An 18,493-nucleotide genomic window follows, 5' to 3' on the forward strand; every position below is an offset into this window, starting at 1 on the left:
CAGACCACCTCTCCCTGCTTGATGTCGATGTCGATGCCGCGTAGGACGTGGTTGTCGCCGAAGTCCTTCTTGAGGCCGGTGACCCTAATCTTCGGTTCTGCCATTTACTTACGCATCCTTTTCTCAAGCCGGGAGGAGACAATCATGAGCACGCTCGTGATGACGAGGAACATCAGGGCAACCCAGGTGTAGGTGGCAAACGAGTTGAACGTGCGACCAACGTAGACCTTCGCCTGGTTCATGACCTCGGGCAGGCCCAGGGCATACATGATCGTGGAGTCCTTGAGGGTGATGATGCACTGGTTCACGAGGCTTGGCAGGCAGATGCGCACGGCCTGGGGCAGGATGATCTGTTGCATGGACTTAGCCTGGGAGACGCCGAGGGAGCGGGCGGCCTCCATCTGACCCTTGTCAACGGACTGAATGGCGCCGCGGAAGATTTCGGCCAGGTAGGCACCTGCGTTGAGTGTCAGCGTGATGACGGACGCGGTGACGATATCCAGGCGGAAGTCGGGGTTGATTGTGGCCTGCACGATCTGGGGGACGGCGAGATACAGGTAGAAGCCCTGCACCAGCATTGGCGTGCCGCGAATGAGCCAGATGTAGAACTTCGCGACGCCCCTCAGCACGGGAACCTTTGAGAGGTTCATGAGGCACGTGAGGATGCCGAGGAACATGGCGATGACAAGGGAGATGACCGTGACGAAGATCGTCATCTGGAAGCCCGCGGCAAGCAGAGGCCAGGCCTGCTGTAGCACGGCGAAAAGGTCTGAGTTCATGGTCTACCTAACATACGATAGGGCCGCGCGGGGTTTCCCGCGTGGCCCTTGGCTTACTGCGCTGTACGAGGAGGCTAGGCCTTCATGTACTTGTTGATAATCTCGTCGTACTTGCCGGAGTCCTTGAGGCTCTTGAGGCCCTTGTTGAACTTCTCAATGAGCTCGGAGTTCTTGCCCTTCATGACGGCAAGCGCGGTCGGCGTGGCATAGGTGCCATCGTCCTTGCCGATGACCGCGAGGCCGTTGCCCTGCTTGACGCCGTAGGCCATGACCGGGTAGTCCTCGAAGCAGGCGGCGGTGTTGCCGGTCTGGACGTCCTGGTACATCATGTCGGACTGATCGAAGTACGTGATGGTGAAGCCGTACCGGTCCTTGATGGACTCGGCCCAATCGGCACTCTGCGTACCGGTCTTGCAGGCAACGGTCTTGCCCTTGAGGTCGTCGAGGCTCTTGACGTCGCCGTCGGCCTTGGCGGCAGCGCAGACGTAGGACTCGTAATAGGGATCGGTGAAGTCGTACTTCTGCTTGCGGGCATCCGTGATGGACATGCCGGCGATGACGGCGTCGGCCTGGTTGGACTCGAGGGCGGCCACGGCTGCGTCGAAGCCAAGGGACTGCAGGTCATACTCGAAGCCCATCTCGGACGCAATGGCGGCGAGCAGGTCGACGTCGACGCCCACGAACTTGCCGCTCTCGTCCGTGTACTCAAACGGGGCGAAGGTGGTGTCGGTGGCGATGACGTACTTCTTGCTGCCGGAGTCACCCGTGGAGGCAGAGCCGGTGGACGCGGAGCTACCGGAGTTGGAGCCGCAGCCAACGAGACCGAGGCCGAGAACAGCGGCAGAACCGCCCATGAGGGCGAGGAACGAACGACGAGACATAGACTTGGACATACCGTCTCCTTTGGCAACTGGGCCATGATGGCTTGCAATAAAACTTCAGAAGAGCATGCCAAAGTTGCGTTTCTGTTTTGTTACACGCTCGTCACTCGAGCGTGTACGGCTGTTTTGATGCGCCGCGCCCAAGAACCGATCAGGTCATGGTCGCGCCGCAGCACCCGTCGGCGACCTGCTTTGATACGACGCGCACAAGGACCGAGCAGACCTGCCGCAGCTGCAAGCGAGCCGACCGCATGAGTGGCTCTATGGTGCAAGGCCGCGTCGCAAAAGCCCCATGCCCACGAGCCCAATAAACAGAAAAAGCCCCGCTTGCCTAGTGGCAAGCGGGGCTTCGACGAACCAGCTCGCGCTTACTCGGCGAGGGCCTTCTTGGCAACCTCGGCGAGAGCGGCGAAGGCAGCCTCGTCCTCATAGGCGAGCTGCGAGAGAACCTTGCGGTCCAGCTCGACGCCGGCGAGCTTCAGGCCGTGCATGAACTGAGAGTAGCTCAGGTCATTGAGGCGAGCGGCGGCGTTGATGCGCTGGATCCAGAGAGCGCGCACATCGCGCTTCTTGTTGCGACGATCACGGTACTGGTACTGCAGGGAGTGCTGGACCTGCTCCTTCATACCACGGAAGGTGCGGGAGGAAGTGCCGTAGTAGCCCTTGGAGAGCTTCTTCAGGGTCTGACGCTTCTTACGACCGGCGACGGCGCGCTTGACTCGTGCCATGTGAAATCAACTCCTATAAGTGAAACAGAAAGAAGAAAGGAAACGCTCGAGCTACTTGCCCATGCGAGCGGAGACGACCTTGACGTCGGCGGGAGCGAGCTCGGTCTCCTTGCGGAAGCCACGGATGCGCTTCTGGGACTTCTTGGTCAGGATGTGGCTCTTGAAAGCCTTGGCACGCATGATCTTGCCGGTGCCGGTGCGGCGGAAGCGCTTGGCCGTACCCTTGTGCGTCTTCATCTTAGGCATGCTAGTTCTCCTTCGTATCCTTCTCGTCGGCGGGCTCTGCCTTCTCATCAAAGGCACCCTTGATCGGCGCGACGAGCATGTGCATGTTGCGACCCTCCATCTTGGGCTGGCTCTCTACCGTAGCGTAGGGCTTGAGGTCGTCTGCCAGGCGCTCCAAGACGTTGAGACCCTGCTCAGGGTGGGCCATCTCACGACCACGGAACATGATGGTCACCTTGACGCGCGCGCCCTTCTTGAGGAAGCGCATGACGTGGCCCTTCTTGGTCTCGTAGTCGCCGGTGTCGATCTTGGGACGGAACTTCATCTCCTTGATCTCGACCTTGGCTTGGTTCTTACGAGCCTGCTTGGCCTTGATCGCCTGCTCGTACTTGAACTTGCCGTAGTCCATGACCTTGCAGACGGGTGGCTCGGCGTTCGGAGCGATCTCGACGAGGTCGAGGTTCTGCTGGTCTGCAATGCGCAGGGCGTCGCGGACGCCAAACAGGCCGAGCTGGGAGCCGTCAACGCCAATCAGGCGGCACGTGCGAGCGGTGATCTCCCCATTGATGCGGGGACCTTCGGACTTGGCTATCTTACACACCTTCCCTTCCTTGCGGCGCACCCCTGGTGCCTCGCCGCACGCGAGACGCCCGGTTGGACGCCCCGTAACGCAAAAACCGGAGCTGCGCTTTTGGCACAGCTCCGGTAAGATACAGGTTTGCGTATCCGCAAAGACGGATGGCGTGTTCCCTTGTCTGACCAGACAGCTGCCCTGGGGCGCCGTTCAGGTGGGGCCTTATGCTCAGGCCCACTTCCTTGTGGCCTCGCGGCCACACGGACGAGTAGTATGCCATGGGAACAACCGCGATGCAAGGATAAACAGAATGTCTCAGGGCGTACACAATCGAGGGGCCGCACAGGGCAGCGAGCAGACGGGCAAGGGACGCGGAAACCGACGCTCCGCGCACGGGGGCAAGAGGCGTGATCGCGCCTCGAGCTCCAGCGCTCGGCGCCAAAAGCGACCCGCCGAGAAGCCGCAGGAGCTGGACGAGGCAACCGGCCTCCCGCTCCACTTGCTCGAGGCGGTGCGGACGCAGTATGACGCAGGCGACGTGGAGCGCATCCTCGAGGGCTGGGGAGCAGGGCGGCGCGTGACGCTCCGGGCAAACGCCCTTCGCGGCGGACGCGACGAGGTGGCGTCCGCGCTTGACGCCGCGAACATCGGCTGGGAGGGCGTGCCGTGGTATCCGGACGCCTTCGTCCTCGCACCGGGCACGGCCGAGCGCGATGTATGGGAGCTTGACGCCTACAAGGAGGGCAGGCTCTACCTGCAGAGCCTCTCGTCCATGCTGCCGCCACTCTCGCTCGCCCCGCGCGCGGGCGCCGACATCCTCGACATGTGCGCCGCGCCCGGCGGCAAGACGACCCAGATCGCGGCCCTGGCGAGCGTGCTTGGGGGTCGAGCCGCCCATGTCACGGCATGCGAGCTCTCGATGCCTCGTGCCGAGCGCCTCGAGCACAACCTGCACCTCCTCGGCGCCGACAACGTGCAGGTCATGCGAACCGACGCCCGCAAGCTCGACAGCTGGTTCTCCTTCGACCAGGTGCTCCTCGACGCCCCGTGCACGGGGTCGGGCACGGTGCGCGCCCACGACGCGCGCGCCGCGCGCCACCTCACGCCAAAGCTCGCCGACGGCGTGGAACGCTCGCAGCGCGCCCTCGTCGACAAGGCGCTCGAGGTGCTCAAGCCGGGCGGCGTGCTCGTCTACTCAACCTGCTCGATCATCGCGCGGGAAAACGAGGACGTCGTGGCATGGGCGCTCGCAAGGCACGGGGACTGCGAGCTCGTTGACGTCGGGCTTCCCAGTGGGGTCTCGGAGGGCCCGCTCGCACTGCCGACGCTCCCCTGCCGGCTCGACGGCGCCGTGACCGTGTGCCCCACGGAGCTCTACGAGGGCTTCTTCGTCTGCCGCATCAGAAAGCGCGGATAGAACCGGAGCGTGCCGAGGGCAACCGCGCGTAGCCTCGACCTCGACTCGCGCTCACGTCAAGGCGGCGTGAACAGGCACACCCTGCGCTATTGGGCCGAATCGTCGGCGATGCCCGCGCCGCGGTCGCGGAACATCTGCTCCACCACGTCGGGCGTCGTGTCGAGCGCGCAGGCAAGCTCCTCGAGCGAGCGGAGGCGCGCCTCCTTGAGCACGCGGGCGATGTAGGCGCTGGGCTTGCGGGCGCTACGCTCGCACTGGGCGATGCGGGTGCGCATCGTCTTCACCACGCGGACGGAATCGGGAACGCCGCGCTTGAGGAGGGCCTTGAAGTAGGCCTCTTCCTGTCCGGAATTCCTGTCGGTGTGCGTGTCACAGGCAATCGAGTCATAGTTCTCGATGACATCGAGCGCCTCGGCACGGGAAACCGGCGGATGAAGGTGGGCCTCGGCCTGGTCTGCCGGATAGAGCAGGCGGGTTGCGTTTCTGCCGCTGCCGGCCTCGAGAATCAGCGCGGGCGACGGAGTGTCGCGAAAGCCGACAATCGTGCAAAGACCCTGGCCAGGATGCATGACGCGCTCGCCCACGCTAAACAATGTCAAAACCTCCGAAGAAGGCCCGCTCACCCCCTGCGCGGACAGCCGGCCGCAGCCAGATACATACAGAATAGCACCTCGGTTTTGTATAACCGCAGGTAAATCTATAAGTGTGGTGTAAAGGTAGGAATACGGCAAAGCGCAGGCAGCCCCATCCGCGCAAGAGGTGATGCCGAGACGCGACACTTTCGGTATACTAACCAAGGCGCAACCGCGCACCTGTGCCCGAGTGGTGGAATGGCAGACACGGGGGTCTCAAAAACCCCTGGGGGAAACCTCGTGCGAGTTCGACCCTCGCCTCGGGCACCAAATAGACAGACAAGGCCCCGCGAAGCTACGCTTCACGGGGTCTTTCTTTTGCCATGTTTGGGGACAGACCCTTTTGCAAGTCTCCAGAAAGACTATTCAGAAAACCTGCAAAAGGGTCTGTCCCCGGCCTGCTACCGACGCAGGAAGGGATTGTGCTCGAGTTCCCAGGCCATGGTAGTGTCGTCGCCATGACCGCAGAGCACGTGCGTCTTGGGTGGAACCTCCTGGCCAAGCCGAGCAAGGGTGGCCATGAGCTCGGAGGCATTGCCGCCGGGAAGGTCCGTACGGCCCGCCGAGCCGGCAAAGATGGTGTCGCCCACGAAGGCTATGCCCTCGGCGTCACCCTCTCCCAGAAACACGATGCCGCCGGGCGTGTGCCCAGGAGCCGCCAGCACGCGGAACCTGGCCGCCCCCACAGAGACCTCGTCTCCCGCCGCGAGGATGCGATCGGGTTCCGGGGCGTCGGCGTCGTACTGGATGCCAAACGCGTGGTTTCGGCGAGCATGCCTCGCGAGGTCGACGTCCGCCTCTGCCATGGCGAACTTGGCACCTGTGGCGTCAACGAGCGCCTGGCAGCCGCCCACGTGGTCGGCATGGCCATGCGTGGCCACGACGAGCTCCACGCGCACGTCGGCGAGCGCCTTGGCGATGCGGTCGCCCTCGCCCGCGGGGTCGACCACCATGGCCGCCCCCTCGCTCACGACGCCGTAGACGTTGGTGGAGATGGCGCCCACCACGAACTGGCGAACCTCGAGCTTTCCCGCGGCGATGGCGGGCACATCGTCGAGCGCCATGGCGCCCCTGTTCCAAAATGCCATCCGGCATCTCCTCCCTTGTTTGCTGCTGGGGGCAGGCCCTTTTGTGAGTTTTCTGATAGCCCTTTCAGAAAACTCACAAAAGGGCCTGCCCCAATGCACTTAGGCGCGACGGGCCATGGTGTTGGCGCCCTCGCCGGGCATGATGCGGCGGGCATCGTAGACAGAGGGCACGCGACCCACGGTCGAGAGCAGCGTGTCCAGCAGGTTCGCGTCGCTGATGGCAATGAGGAACCGCAGGCGCGCCACGCCCCGCGCGCTCGTGCTCGTGGCCGCGGACAGGATGTTGCCGCCGGCCTCCCCCACCGCGATGGTGACGTCCTTGAGCAGGCCCATGCGGTCCGTGGCCTCGACCATGATCTCGACCTGGAACTGCGTGGCGCCGGAGGTGTCCCACTCCACCGGAATCATGCGCTCCGGGTGCTCCATGAGACCGCGAACGTTGGGGCAGTTGGCGCGGTGCACGGAGACGCCGCGCCCGCGCGTGATGAAGCCCACGATCTCGTCACCCGCCACCGGGTTGCAGCAGTGCGCGAGGTGCACGAGCAGGTCCGGGTCGCCCTTGGCCACAACGCCGCAGCTGCTGCGGCGCTTGGGCGCGCCCGCCCCACGGCCCGGGGAGTGGCGCGGTGCCGTCATGGCCTTGGTGGTGCCCTGCGTGAAGAACTGCTCGTGGGCTGCCTTGGCCTCGGCCTGGGCCTTCTGCTGTGCGGCGAGAATCTCGGCTGGAGAACCCTGCTCGAGCATCTCCTGCACCTTGTTGGCCACGGACTTGGCCGTGAGCTTGCCGTTGGCGATGGCGGCGAGCATGTCGTCCGGGCCCTTGAAGCTCAGCTGCTCACAGACCTTGCCAATAGCCTTCCCGGAGCGCGGCGTGGAGATGCCGTAGCCGCGCTTGCGCAGCTCGCGCGCCAACTCGGAGCGGCCGGCGTCGGCGTCATCGGACTTCGTGGAGGCCGCGAAGTACTTGCGAATCTTGGCGCGGGCACTCGGCGTGGCGACGATGTTCATCCAGTCGCGCGAGGGCTTGGAGTTCTTGTTCGTGAGGATCTCGATGCGGTCGCCCGTGGCGAGCGGCGTGGTGAGCGACACCACCGAGCCGTTCACCTTGGCGCCCACGCAGTGGTTGCCCACCTCGGTATGCACCGCGTAGGCAAAGTCGAGCGGGGTGGCGCCGGCGCGCAGGTTCATGACCTCGCCCTTGGGCGTGAAGACGAAGATCTCGTCCTCGAAGAGGTCCACGCGCAGGTCCTCGAGGAACTCGTGCGGGTCCTCCATGTCGCCCTCGACCGTCCAGTCGAGGCTGCGGCGAATCCAGGAGATCTGCTTGTCGACGCTCTTGTCGTCGGCGCTCATGGCACCCTTGGAGTTGCCGGCCCGCTTGTAGAGCCAGTGCGCCGCGATACCAAACTCAGCCTGGTCGTGCATCTCGCGCGTGCGAATCTGGATCTCGATGGGACGGGCCTCGGGGCCCACCACCGTCGTGTGCAGCGACTGGTAGCCGTTGGGCTTGGGCGTGGCGATGTAGTCCTTGAAGCGGCCGGGCAGCGGGTGCCACAGCGAGTGCACCGCACCGAGGGCCGAGTAGCAGTCGCCCACCGTCTGGGTGATGACGCGCAGGGCGATGAGGTCGTAGATGTCCGAGAACTCCTTGCCCTTGCGCTTCATCTTGAGGTAGATGCTCCACAGGTGCTTGGGGCGCCCCGTGATCTGGAAGTCAGAGAGGCCCACACGGTGCAGCTCGTCGGCGAGGGTCTTGATGGCCTCCTCGGTGTCGCGCTCGCGCTGGTCGCGAGAGTCCTGCACCATGCGGGCGATGCGCTGGTACTCGCCGGGCTCCAGGTAAAAGAAGGCGAGGTCCTCGAGCTCCCACTTGATGCTGGAGATGCCGAGGCGGTCTGCGAGCGGCGCGTAGACGTCCATGGTCTCGTGCGCCTTGAAGATGCGGCGGTCGGGCGGCAGGGCCGCAAGCGTGCGCATGTTGTGCAGGCGGTCTGCCAGCTTGATGATGACGACGCGGATGTCGCGGCTCATGGCCAAAAACATCTTGCGCAGGTTGAGCGCCTGCTTGGCGTCCATGGAGTCAACCTCAATGGAGGTGAGCTTCGTGACGCCGTCGACGAGCTCGGCAACCGTCTCGCCAAAGAGCTCCTTAAGGTCGCCCAGGGTGGCGGGCGTGTCCTCAACGGTGTCGTGCAGCAGCGCGGCACAGATGACGTCCTCGTCCATGCGCAGGTCGTGCGCGAGGATGAGCGCCACCTCTACGGGATGGTTGATGTAGGCCTCGCCCGAGCGCCGCCGCTGGTTCTTGTGGAACTCGGCGGCGAAGCGGTAGGCCTCGTCGACCTTGGCCATCTCCTCGGCGTCGAGATAGCGCGCGCAGGTCTTGCGGAGCAGCGGGTAGTCGTCTGCCCCAACCTTCGGCGTGCCCTCCGGCGGCGCCGCCACGTGCCTCTCCTCTGCCTGGACGCTCATGACGCACTCCCATCCTCGCGGACCTGCGTGCCGAAGCCCGGCACGATGGGCCTGTTGACGCGCGCGAGCAGCTCTCCCGGCGTGGCCGTGAGGGCCCAGCGGCAAAACGCGTGAAACTCCTCGCTCGAGCGCATGCCCTCAAGGTAGCGTATGGAGCTGTCGAGTTCCATACGCTCGGGCGAGTCCGTCATCAGGATTTTCCTTTGCGAGCCGTACCCCTCCGTCGTGAGGAAGCCCAGCTCGCGGAAGATGCCGATGCCTGCCGAGACCGCGCGCTCCTCCAGGCGTGAGCCGGGCGCCACCTGCACGCAGGTCTCGAGCAGCCCGGCGTTGGTGCGCGCTATGGCGCCACCCTCGCCCTGGGCGCGCGAGCGCGCGGCCAGCGACTGGAGCGCCCGCCACAGGCACACGAGGTCGTCGCGCCCCGGGGCGTAGGAGGCAAGGATGCGCTCGTTCACCCGGGCGTCGCGCGAGCCAAACATGAGGTGAATCGTGGCGGGGGCACCGTCTCTGCCAGCACGCCCGCTCATCTGGTTGAACTCCACCGCGCCAAAGGGCATGTGGTAGAGCACCACGTGGCGGATGTCGGGCAGGTTGACGCCCTCACCAAAGGCGCTCGTGGAGATGACGCACGAGAGCTCGCCTGCACGGAAGGCGCGCTCCACGCGCGTGCGCTCGGAGCGCGTAAGGCCGGCGTTGTAGAAGGCGATGCGCTGGGCAAGCTCGGGATTTGCCTTGCGCAGGGTGCGCGCGAGCACCACGGACTGCTCGCGGGAGTTCACGTAAGCCACGCACTTCTCGCCCGTGCTCGCGAGCGAGACGAGGGCGGCCTCGCGGTCACGCAGCTCGCGCTCGTCGTCGATGCGGAGGTTCTCGCGGCAGGCGTCGTCCACGATGACCTCGTCGGCCGAGCAGAGCCGGCAGATCTCGCGCGCCACGGGGTCGGCCGCCGTGGCGGTCGCGGCCAGGCACGTGGGATGGCCGAGCTCGGCGAGCACGCGCGGGAGCTCCTGGTAGGCCGAGCGCGTGCCGCCGGCCGAAGTGCCGGCGTGGTGCGCCTCGTCGATGACGACGAAGCCGACGCGCCCGCCAGCGGCAAACTCACCCGAGTGAATGGCAAGGAACTCCGGCGTGGTGAGGATGACGTCTGCCTCACCGGACCCAAGCGCCGAGAAGACCTCGTGCCGCTCGTCGAGCGGGGTCTCGCCCGTGAGCACCCGGCCGGAGAGCCCCATGGCCGCAAGCTCGCCCTCAAGGTGGAAGCTCTGGTCTGCCACAAGGGCGCGCAGCGGGAACACGAGCACGCTCGCGCGGCCGCGAAGCAGTGCCTCGCGAGCGGCGTGAACGTGGAAGATGAGGGACTTGCCGCGGCCCGTGGCCATGACGCAGAGGGCGCTTGTGCCCGCGGCAAGCGCGTCGAGGGCGCGCGCCTGAGCCGGCAGCGGTTCATGGTCGCCGATCATGCGGCGCACGAGCTCGCGCGTGAGCTCGTCGGGTGCCATCGCGGAGAGCCGCGCGCGCTCGGCTCCCTCGGCAGCCTCCGGCACGACGCGCGAGTCCGACGCTAGGATCTCTGGCACGCGGCCAAACAGCTCGTCCACGATGGCGGGGGCCGCAGGCTCGCCCTCCGCCGTGCGATAGACGATGTCGCGCACCATGAGCTTGGGGTTCGTACGTCCCTGCCAGGTCTCGGCCACGGCCTCGAAGACGAGGTCGACGGCGCCCTCGTAGTCGCACGCGCGCTCCACGTCGGGCGCGCGGAACATGATGGCGGGCCTGGAGCAGACGCCGTCGGTGGCAATGAAGCGCAGGTGCTCGCCCGAGCGGCCCACCCGGCTCCTGTTGCGCATCACCACGCCCGTGGCCGCGAGCAGCGGCACCTTGTTGCCCTGGCCAAAGGGTGCAAGGACCTTAAGGCTCTCGATCGTGGGCACGTCGAGCTCCTCGAGCCCCACGATGGCCGTGACCTCGCCCGTGTCCACGAACTGCTCGGGCGGCAGCTCCGCCAGCACGGACTCGAGGCGGGTGCGGAAGGCGTCGATGCTCTCGGCGTCGATGGTGACGCCCACGGCCCCGGCGTGGCCGCCGAAGCGCACGAGCAAGTCGGCGCACTTCTCGACCGCCTCGAAGAGGTTGACCGATCCCACCGAGCGGCCGGAGCCGTGGGCCACGCCGTCGGAGATGGAGAAGAGGATGGCCGGCACGTGGTAGCGGTTTACCACGCGGCTGGCCACGATGCCCTTGACGCCCTCGTGCCAGCCCTCGCCGCCCACCACGATGACGCGCTGGCCATGGTAGGTCTCCTCGATCATGGCCATGGCCTGGTCGGCCAGCTCACGCTCGATGTCGCGACGGTTCTGGTTGATGGTCTCGAGCTCGGCGGCGAGCTTGGCAGCCTCCACTGGGTCATCGGAGATGAGCAGGTCGAAGGCCACGTCCACATCACCCATGCGGCCCGCGGCGTTGAGGCGCGGCACGAGCGAGAAGGGCAGGCCGTCGGCCGTGACCTGGGAGAGGTCGCAGTTTGCCACGGCCGCGAGGGCCACGATGCCGGGTCGCTCGGTATGACGCATGCGGCGGATGCCGTCGGTCACGAGGGCGCGGTTCTCGCGCGTGAGGCTCATCATGTCAGAGATGGTGCCGAGCGTCGCCACGTCGGTGTAGGAACGCCAGAGCTCAGGCACGCCAAAGCGGCGGCCGAGCTCGTGGACGAGCTTGAGTGCCACGCCCGCGCCCGCGAGGTCGCAGGAGGGACAGGCGTGGTCGAGCTTGGGGTCGCAGACGGGAACGTCCTGGGGCACGAGGTCGGCCGGCTCATGGTGGTCCGTCACCACGACGTCAATGCCCATGCCGCGCACGATGCGCACCTCCTCGGCGGCGGCGATGCCATTGTCCACGGTGATGATGAGGTTGGGGTGACAGCCCTCCACCACGCGCTCGAGCGCCTCGGCGGACAGGCCGTAGCCCTCGCCGAAGCGGCGCGGGATGTAGGGGTGCACCTCGGCGCCCAGCTCGCGCAGGGCCAGGGTGAGCAGGCAGGTGGAGCTCATGCCGTCCACGTCGAAGTCGCCAAACACGGCGATGACCTCGCCGGAGCGCACGGCCCGCTCGACCCGGTCCGCCGCGGCGGGAAGGCCGGGGAGCTCGAGGGGGTCGAGCCAGTCTCGTTCGAGAGACGGCGTAAGGAAGGTTCGGGCGCTCTCGGCGTCCCGGATGCCGCGGGCCACCATCACGCGGGCCGCTAGCGGCGTGACGCCGCACGCCTCGCGCACCTCGCGCTCGGCGGCGACGTCACCGGTTAGGACATGCCAGCGCCCGGACTCGCGAAGACCGGACATAAGGGCTACTCCTCGTCTGCGGAGGCGCCGGCGTCAAGGGAGACGCCGGCGGCCGCGACGCCTGCCTCTGCGTCGGCCGCCGTGAGGACGCGGAGCATCGGCGCCTTGACGAGCGGCATGGAGACGAGGTCTGCGAGCAGGCCCGCAGAGAGGGCCCAGCTGAGCTCACGCCAGACGCCCGGCGCCACAAAGGCGCAGACGATGGCGACGACGCAGAGCACGGCCTCGACGAGCGCAATGCGGCCGATGGCGTGGTCGCAGGCCTCCTGCTGGGCCTTGCGCACCGAGGAGCCCCCGCGGCGCTCGGAGGCGTAGCGGGCGGCCGCGAAGCCGCTCGAGACGATGGACACAAGCTCGCAGACGACGACGGCCGCGAGCTCATAGGTGCCGAGGAAGACGTAGCCGAACTGGGCGAGCACGGCGAAGGCGCCAAGCTGCAGCACAAGCGTCACGATGACGGAGAGCGCGGCCACCCAGCCCGCGCGGCCAAAGAGTCGCGAGCACACGAGGCCCGCAAGAAGCGCGAGCACCACGGCGGCAGCGATGGCGGCGGGAAGGGCCTGGCCGGAGAGGCCGGAGGACAGGGGCTCGGGATCGGAGGCGGCGAGCGTCACCCGGATGGGGCCTGCGGAGATCTCGGCGGCGAGGGCGTAGGCCTGGCTCCTCGTGAAGCCGCCGGAGAAGGTGACCTGGCCTCCCTCGATCTTCTGGCTCACCTGCGGCGCGGTGACCACCGTGCCGTCAACCACCACGGCGATGCGGCCATAGGAGCTGGAGAGCTCGGCGGTGATGTCAGCGAGCTGCTTGGCGGCGGCCGAGTCGAGCGTGATGCCCACGGCATAGACCATGGAGCTGGACCTGGCGCTGCTCGTGCCGGAGACGACGCGGGAGTCGGTGATGTTGTCACTCGAGGCAAAGGCGGTGTAGGTGCCATCCTTCAGCCGGACGTTCGTGGTGCCCGCCTGGATCTGGGCGAGGGCGTCGGCATCGCCGATGGCATCCACGCGAACGAGCTCCACCTTGCCGGCGCCGGCGATGCTCGAGGCCACGGTCGCAGCGTCGTCGGAGGCGGGGACGCGCACGGAAAGGGCGTCGTCACCGGTCTGCTTCACGGAGACGCCCTTCTCAAAGAGCGCGTCGGCGCGCTTCTGGAGGTTTGCGCGGGCGGAGGCGAGTTCATCGGCAGAGACCTCGGAGCCGTCCGACTTCGTGGCGGTGAGCGTCACCTGGTTGCCGCCGCCGAGCAGCGTGCCCAGCGGGACGCCCCAACCCGGCACGGCGAGCGCAACCGCGCTCAGCAGCACCAGCAGCACGGTGCAGGCGATGGCGCCACCCTGGCGGCTCAGCTCGGTGGCAATGCGGCCCTTGGGCTTGGGCCTGCTCGCGGCCTTCGCCTCCGCCTTGGCCTTCTTCTCGGTCTTGGACGTGGCCGTGGCGTTGGTGCCGGCCCCCGTCGGCTTCTTGGTTTCCTTGCTCATGGAACCCCCTCATGCGGCCGCACGCGGGCGGCCCTCGTCGTTTTAACCCTTCAATTCTAGCAGGAGCGACGAAGGCCGAGACGCACCAGAGGCCAAGGGCCCCGAGCCCAGGCGCTAGAAGTCGTTGGCCGCGGGCGAGTCCATCCATTCGCTCACGAAGCTCGCGTATGTGCCGGCGATGATGGCCGCGCGGGCGCGCTCCATGAGCCTCAGCAGGTAGCGGATGTTGTGCTGAGACAGCAGAAGGCCGCCGAGCATCTCCTTCTGGCGGATGAGGTGGTGGATGTAGCCGCGCGTGAAGCCGCCCGCACATGCCGGGCAGTCGCACCCCTCGTCCAGCACGCCGTGGTCGTGCGCAAAGCGGGCGTTCTTGAGGTTGAGCCGCCCCTCGTTCGAGAAGGCCGTGCCCATGCGGGCCGTGCGGGTGGGCAGCACGCAGTCGAACATGTCCACGCCCGCCGCCACCGCGCGCACGAGCGTGGTGGGGTTGCCCACGCCCATGAGGTAGCGGGGCTTGGCCTTGGGCATGTGCTCGGACACGAGCGGGGTAAGCGTCTCGAACATGGTCTCGTGGTCCTCGCCCACCGAGTAGCCGCCGATGCCGTAGCCGGGGAAGTCGCCGCACTCCTCGAGGTGCCGGAGCGACCGCAGGCGCAAATCGAGGTGCATGCCACCCTGGACGATGCCAAAGAGCGCCTGGTCGGGGCGGGTGTGGGCCCGCCAGCAGCGCTCGCCCCACATGCTGGAGAGCTCCACGGCGCGCTCCACGAAGGCGCGCGTGGCGGGGTATCCCGGGCACTGGTCGAGCTGCATGCAGATGTCGCTGCCAAGCTTCTCGGCGATGGCCATGTTGTCCTCGGGCGTCCAGAAGACATGGCGGCCGTCGTACTCCACGGCGCGGAAGCCAACGCCCTCGTCGGTGAGCTTCATGAACTCGCCGTGGGAGAAGACCTGAAAGCCGCCGGAGTCCGTGAGGATGGGCCTATCCCAGCGCATGAACTCGTGAACGCCGCCGAACTCGGCCACGAGGTCCTCGCCCGGCCGCTGCGAGAGGTGGTAGGTGTTGTTGAGAATGATCTTGGCGCCCAGGTCTGCCACCTGCGCAGGCATCAGGCCCTTGACCGTGGCCTTCGTACCCACGGGCATGAAGATGGGGGTGGGAACGTCGCCGTGGGCGGTGTGGAAGACGCCCGCGCGCGCATGAGTGCCCGGGTCCTCGGCGACGATGTCATAGGCGAAGAGCTTGCTTGAGGAGGAACTGGCCGCCTGGGTGCCCTCCCCCGTCTGCACGGACGTGCCGGACGCCTGGGTGTCCGGGCCCTCGCATGCAGATGCGTCAGCGCCTGCGTTGTGGTTTGCGCACTCGCACATGTTGCCGTCTCCTTGAGTCCGTGTTCGATGTTGGCCGGGGCGCACGCCGCGCCCCGCCGGATGCCGACGGCCCGTTCGGTGCCGCCGTGATGTCATTTTTCACGGCCCATCATGCTACCGGACGCCACAGCAGGTCGCGAGCCCACGCCGAAGCCCGCGAAAAGAACCGATCCGGGCAAGCCCGCAGGGGCCGATGGCGAATCGGAATACGTGTCCGGAAGCTGGCATAGGCTCGCAACCCTACCGCCCAGAAACCCGCATGGGTCTTGGCGAAACGCTTGTGAAGGCCCGTGCGAAGCCGCGCACCGAGGCCCGCAATACGCCACAATGGTGGCCACGAAAACCGAAGGCGAGGAAACCATGGCACACAACGAACTCACCAACCACGCCAACGAGAAAAACGGACAGACCGCGACGGAGCCCGAGAAGGCCGAGGATCCCGCCGGGGAGGAGGACGCCGCCGCGGCAACCGGCGAGGTCGAGGACGGGGCCGTCGGCAAGGAAGATGACTCCGAGCCAGCGGGGCCTGAGGGGGTTGGGGCCTCCCCGGAGGAGGAGCCCACGGAGCCCAAAGGCAAATCGGTCGAGGACTCCGATCAACAAGAAGAGGGCGAGCCCTCGGACGAATCGTCGGAGGAGCCGGCAGAGGCCGCCCTCGACGGTGACACCGAAGCCGAGGGCGACACCGAGGCGGACGCCGGGGCCAGCACGGATGCCGACGCCGAGCCCCCCGAGACCTCGGCAGCTGCAGACGAGGCCCCGAGCGGCGCGCCCACCGAACCCGAAGGGCCTTCTGCCGCCGAGGTAGCGGCCGCCAAGGCCAAGGAGCTGCTCGAGGCCGCCCGCGTCGCGTCCGAGAAGGCTCGCGTGGCCACCGAGGCCGGCGCCAAGCGGGCGCTCGAGCTCACGGAGGCCGGCACGAGGCGCGCCCGCGAGGCCGCGGAGGACGGTGCCCGCCAGGTGAACGAGGGCGTGCTCGCCATGCGCGAGGTCTCACGTGCCAAGCGTGCGCTCGCCGACGCCCGCGAGCGGCTGGAGGAGCTCGAGGCCGAGGTAACCGAAAGCCGCGCCGTCCTCGACCACAGGCGCGACGTGGAGGAGCGCTACGACGACATCACGGCCGAGCAGACGGCCGCCCAGGAAGAGGCCACCAAGCGGCTCGAGGGAGCCAAGGAGCTCGAGGCGTCCATCACCCAGAAGCGCGCCCGGCACGCCGAGGAGCTCAAGCGCCTCAAGGAGGACAACGAGCGCAAGATGGCCCCCTTCCGCAAGAAGGCCGACGGCGCCAAGACCTCCCTCGCCGACGCCGAGCGCGCCCACACCGAGGCCAAGCGCATGCTCAAGGCCGCGCAGGCCCAGGCAGACGCCGCCATCAACAACCGCGACAACCGCCTCGCCTCCTCCACCCGCGCCGCGGAGGTCGCCGCCGGCAAGCTGCAGCGCCTGCAGGACCAGCTGGCCGAGAAGAAGCGCGACCCCAAGGCGGGCCTCACGGGCACGAGCGAGCTCAGCGGCAGCGTGGCCGCCGCCCTCGCCCAGCTCGAGACCGCGCGCGAGGAAATGAACCGCATCAAGGCAGAGACTGCCCAGGCAGTCGAGGCGGCGCAGACGCATCTCTACACGCAGAGGAAGTCGCTCGAGGAGGCCGAGCGCGACCTCGAGGAGGCCGAGGCCGCCGAGCGCGAGCGCAGGGAGCGCTACGAGAAGCTCAAGGCAGACACCGACGCCACCGAGAAGCGGCTCTCCGACGGGATTCGGGAGTTCACCACGCAGCTCTCCGAGGCAAGGCGGGCCCAGGTTGAGGCCAACGCCCGCATCGAGGCCTCCAAGAAGGCCCTCGAGGAGGCAGAGGACATCCACGCCAACCCGCAGCAGACCGAGAGCCTTGCCGCAAAGCTCACGAGCGCCTCGGGCGAGCTCGACTCACAGGTTGAGCTGGTAGGACGACTCGCCGAGGAGGTGGAGGAGGTTCGAGAGCGCACGCAACAGGCGCGCGAGACGCTCCTCAAGATCGCCGCGGCGGCAGTGGCCCTGGCGGCCCTCATCGTGTGGCTCGTCATCGTGTGGGCCTAGGGGGCAGGCCCGATCGTGGGCGCAAGCCGGCAGCCGATGGGCGCGCCGCGGGCACGAGCCGGCCGGCAAGCGATGGGCAGGCAAGGGCCCAGGGTGGACTCACCCACAGAGTGGGGCGGCACGCAAAGGCCGGCAGGCAGCGGGGATGCGCCCGCCGCCTGCCGGCCTTTCATTGCCGAGCGTCTCTCTGCCGAGAAGCCCCGCCACCTACTCGATGAGCATCGCGTCGCCAAAGCTCAGGAACCGGTAGCGCTCGTCAATGGCCGCCTGGTAGGCACCCATGATCTGCTCCCGGCTGGCAAGCGCACTCACGAGCATCATGAGCGTGGAGCGCGGCACGTGGAAGTTCGTGATCAGGGCGTCCACCACGTGGTAGGTGCTACCCGGCATGAGGTAGAGCTGCGTGGTGGCGTTCTCGCGCGCCACGATGTCGCCGCGCCCGAGCGTGTCGGCGGAATCGGCGCGGCCCTCGAAGCCACGCGCCACCATGGGAGGCTCGGCGGCGGGGGCATAGGCGTCGAACGCGCTCTCTAGCGAGCGCACGGCGGTGGTGCCCACAGCCACCACACGGTGACCCGCCGCCTTGGTGGCATGCACGGCCTCGACCACCTCGGCAGGCACGTGATAGCGCTCGGTGTGCATCACGTGCTGCGTGGGGTCGTCCTCCTCCACGAGGCGGAAGGTGTCGATGCCCACCTCGAGCTCAACCGTCGTAAAGCCAACGCCGCGCTCGCGCAGACGCTCGATGAGCTCGGGCGTAAAGTGCAGACCCGCCGTTGGCGCCGCCGCAGAATGCTCCTCGCGCATGGCGTAGACGGTCTGGTACTTCTCCGGGTCGCCCTCGTACTGCGTGATGTAGGGCGGCAGCGGCACGTGGCCGGCGGCGTGAATGGCCGCGTCGAGCGTGCGAGGCTCGCCGGTGGCAGGGTCTGCGCCCTGGGGCTCGAAGCGCACGAGACGACCGCCCTTGGAGTCTTCCACAAAGTCCGTGACCTCGCCCGTGAGCACCACCGGCGAGCTCTCCGGCGCATGCAGGCCGCCCGCGCGGTACTCGATGACCGCGCCCGGCTTGAGGCGCTTGCCCGGGTTCACGAGGCACTCCCAGACGTGGCCCAGAGCGTCCAGGTCCTCGCGGCGCTTGAGCAGCAGGGTCTCGGCCACGCCGCCGGTCTTGGCCTTGTGGCCCACGAGGCGGGCCGGCATCACGCGGGTCTTGTTGGCAACGAGCAGGTCGCCGGGCTCCAGGTAGTCCGCGATATCGTAGAAGTGGCGGTGCTCTACGGAGCCGCCGTCGGCGATGGGGGCCGCGCTGCCGGTGACGCCCTCCCCTCCGCCGCGGTGCAGCACGAGCAGGCGGCAGGAGTCGCGCGGCTCGGCCGGGGCCTGGGCGATCAGCTCGTCGGGCAGCGGGTAGTCAAAGTCATCGGTGCGCATGGC

General features: G+C 67.4%; 14 protein-coding genes, 1 tRNA gene and 1 pseudogene (1 of these 16 cut by a window edge). 3 read left to right on the forward strand and 13 right to left on the reverse strand.

Annotated elements, in window-relative coordinates; all coding sequences use genetic code 11:
* The 6 genes and pseudogenes from EFAMC2_RS03530 to infC form a co-directional block, all read right to left on the reverse strand.
* A pseudogene (locus tag EFAMC2_RS03530) lies at window positions 1–104 on the reverse strand (amino acid ABC transporter ATP-binding protein); it reaches 637 nt to the left of the window's first position.
* Window positions 105–779, reverse strand: coding sequence for an amino acid ABC transporter permease (locus EFAMC2_RS03535; RefSeq protein WP_154027080.1), 675 nt, complete (start codon window positions 777–779; stop codon window positions 105–107). It lies immediately after the preceding pseudogene.
* Between the two features lie 74 nt (window positions 780–853).
* On the reverse strand, window positions 854–1,672 hold the full coding sequence (locus EFAMC2_RS03540; protein ID WP_154027083.1) for a transporter substrate-binding domain-containing protein: 819 nt from the start codon (window positions 1,670–1,672) through the stop codon (window positions 854–856).
* Window positions 1,673–2,028: 356 nt separating this feature from the next.
* Complete coding sequence (gene rplT / locus EFAMC2_RS03545; protein ID WP_154027086.1) at window positions 2,029–2,388, reverse strand: 50S ribosomal protein L20; 360 nt, start codon at window positions 2,386–2,388, stop codon at window positions 2,029–2,031.
* A 51-nt stretch (window positions 2,389–2,439) separates the two neighbouring features.
* Window positions 2,440–2,634, reverse strand: a complete 195-nt coding sequence (gene rpmI / locus EFAMC2_RS03550) for a 50S ribosomal protein L35 (protein ID WP_154027089.1) — start codon at window positions 2,632–2,634, stop codon at window positions 2,440–2,442.
* Between the two features lies 1 nt (window position 2,635).
* Window positions 2,636–3,214, reverse strand: coding sequence for a translation initiation factor IF-3 (gene infC, locus EFAMC2_RS03555; protein WP_187325126.1), 579 nt, complete (start codon window positions 3,212–3,214; stop codon window positions 2,636–2,638).
* Window positions 3,215–3,497: 283 nt separating this feature from the next.
* Between infC and EFAMC2_RS03560 the strand changes: the two genes are divergently transcribed.
* Entirely contained in the window at window positions 3,498–4,604 is a 1,107-nt protein-coding gene (locus tag EFAMC2_RS03560; protein ID WP_154027094.1) for an RsmB/NOP family class I SAM-dependent RNA methyltransferase, read from the forward strand.
* 86 nt (window positions 4,605–4,690) lie between these two features.
* Here EFAMC2_RS03560 and EFAMC2_RS03565 read toward each other — a convergent pair whose 3' ends face one another.
* Window positions 4,691–5,203 carry a CarD family transcriptional regulator gene (locus EFAMC2_RS03565; RefSeq protein WP_261980031.1) on the reverse strand — a complete coding sequence of 171 codons (513 nt, stop codon included), beginning with the start codon at window positions 5,201–5,203 and terminating at the stop codon, window positions 4,691–4,693.
* Between the two features lie 217 nt (window positions 5,204–5,420).
* On the opposite strand from EFAMC2_RS03565, the gene EFAMC2_RS03570 reads away from it, so the two are divergent.
* Window positions 5,421–5,506, forward strand: a tRNA-Leu gene (locus EFAMC2_RS03570).
* 131 nt (window positions 5,507–5,637) lie between these two features.
* Here the strand turns inward: EFAMC2_RS03570 and EFAMC2_RS03575 are convergent.
* The 5 genes from EFAMC2_RS03575 to tgt all read right to left on the reverse strand — a co-directional run bounded on the left by EFAMC2_RS03575 (window position 5,638) and on the right by tgt (window position 14,983).
* The gene (locus tag EFAMC2_RS03575; RefSeq protein ID WP_154027097.1) at window positions 5,638–6,324 is read right to left on the reverse strand and encodes an MBL fold metallo-hydrolase; all 687 of its coding nucleotides are present in this window, start codon (window positions 6,322–6,324) and stop codon (window positions 5,638–5,640) included.
* 99 nt (window positions 6,325–6,423) lie between these two features.
* A complete protein-coding gene (locus EFAMC2_RS03580; RefSeq protein WP_154027100.1) occupies window positions 6,424–8,796 on the reverse strand; it encodes a RelA/SpoT family protein in 2,373 nt (790 codons plus the stop codon).
* Window positions 8,793–12,134: a single-stranded-DNA-specific exonuclease RecJ gene (recJ, locus tag EFAMC2_RS03585; RefSeq protein WP_154027103.1), complete on the reverse strand. Its 3,342-nt coding sequence runs from the start codon at window positions 12,132–12,134 to the stop codon at window positions 8,793–8,795. The genes EFAMC2_RS03580 and recJ overlap by 4 nt, the downstream gene beginning before the upstream one ends.
* Window positions 12,135–12,139: 5 nt before the next feature.
* Window positions 12,140–13,612 (reverse strand): SecDF P1 head subdomain-containing protein, encoded by a 1,473-nt coding sequence (locus EFAMC2_RS03590; protein ID WP_154027106.1) that lies wholly within the window; start codon window positions 13,610–13,612, stop codon window positions 12,140–12,142.
* Between the two features lie 114 nt (window positions 13,613–13,726).
* Window positions 13,727–14,983 carry a tRNA guanosine(34) transglycosylase Tgt gene (gene tgt, locus EFAMC2_RS03595; RefSeq protein ID WP_154027109.1) on the reverse strand — a complete coding sequence of 419 codons (1,257 nt, stop codon included), beginning with the start codon at window positions 14,981–14,983 and terminating at the stop codon, window positions 13,727–13,729.
* 360 nt (window positions 14,984–15,343) lie between these two features.
* On the opposite strand from tgt, the gene EFAMC2_RS03600 reads away from it, so the two are divergent.
* On the forward strand, window positions 15,344–17,056 hold the full coding sequence (locus tag EFAMC2_RS03600; protein ID WP_154027112.1) for a hypothetical protein: 1,713 nt from the start codon (window positions 15,344–15,346) through the stop codon (window positions 17,054–17,056).
* 207 nt (window positions 17,057–17,263) lie between these two features.
* Here EFAMC2_RS03600 and queA read toward each other — a convergent pair whose 3' ends face one another.
* Entirely contained in the window at window positions 17,264–18,490 is a 1,227-nt protein-coding gene (queA, locus tag EFAMC2_RS03605; protein ID WP_154027115.1) for a tRNA preQ1(34) S-adenosylmethionine ribosyltransferase-isomerase QueA, read from the reverse strand.
* Between the last annotated feature and the right edge of the window lie 3 nt (window positions 18,491–18,493).

Origin of the sequence: Olsenella uli, assembly GCF_901212655.1 — a bacterium.
GTDB lineage: Bacteria > Actinomycetota > Coriobacteriia > Coriobacteriales > Atopobiaceae > Parolsenella > Parolsenella uli_A.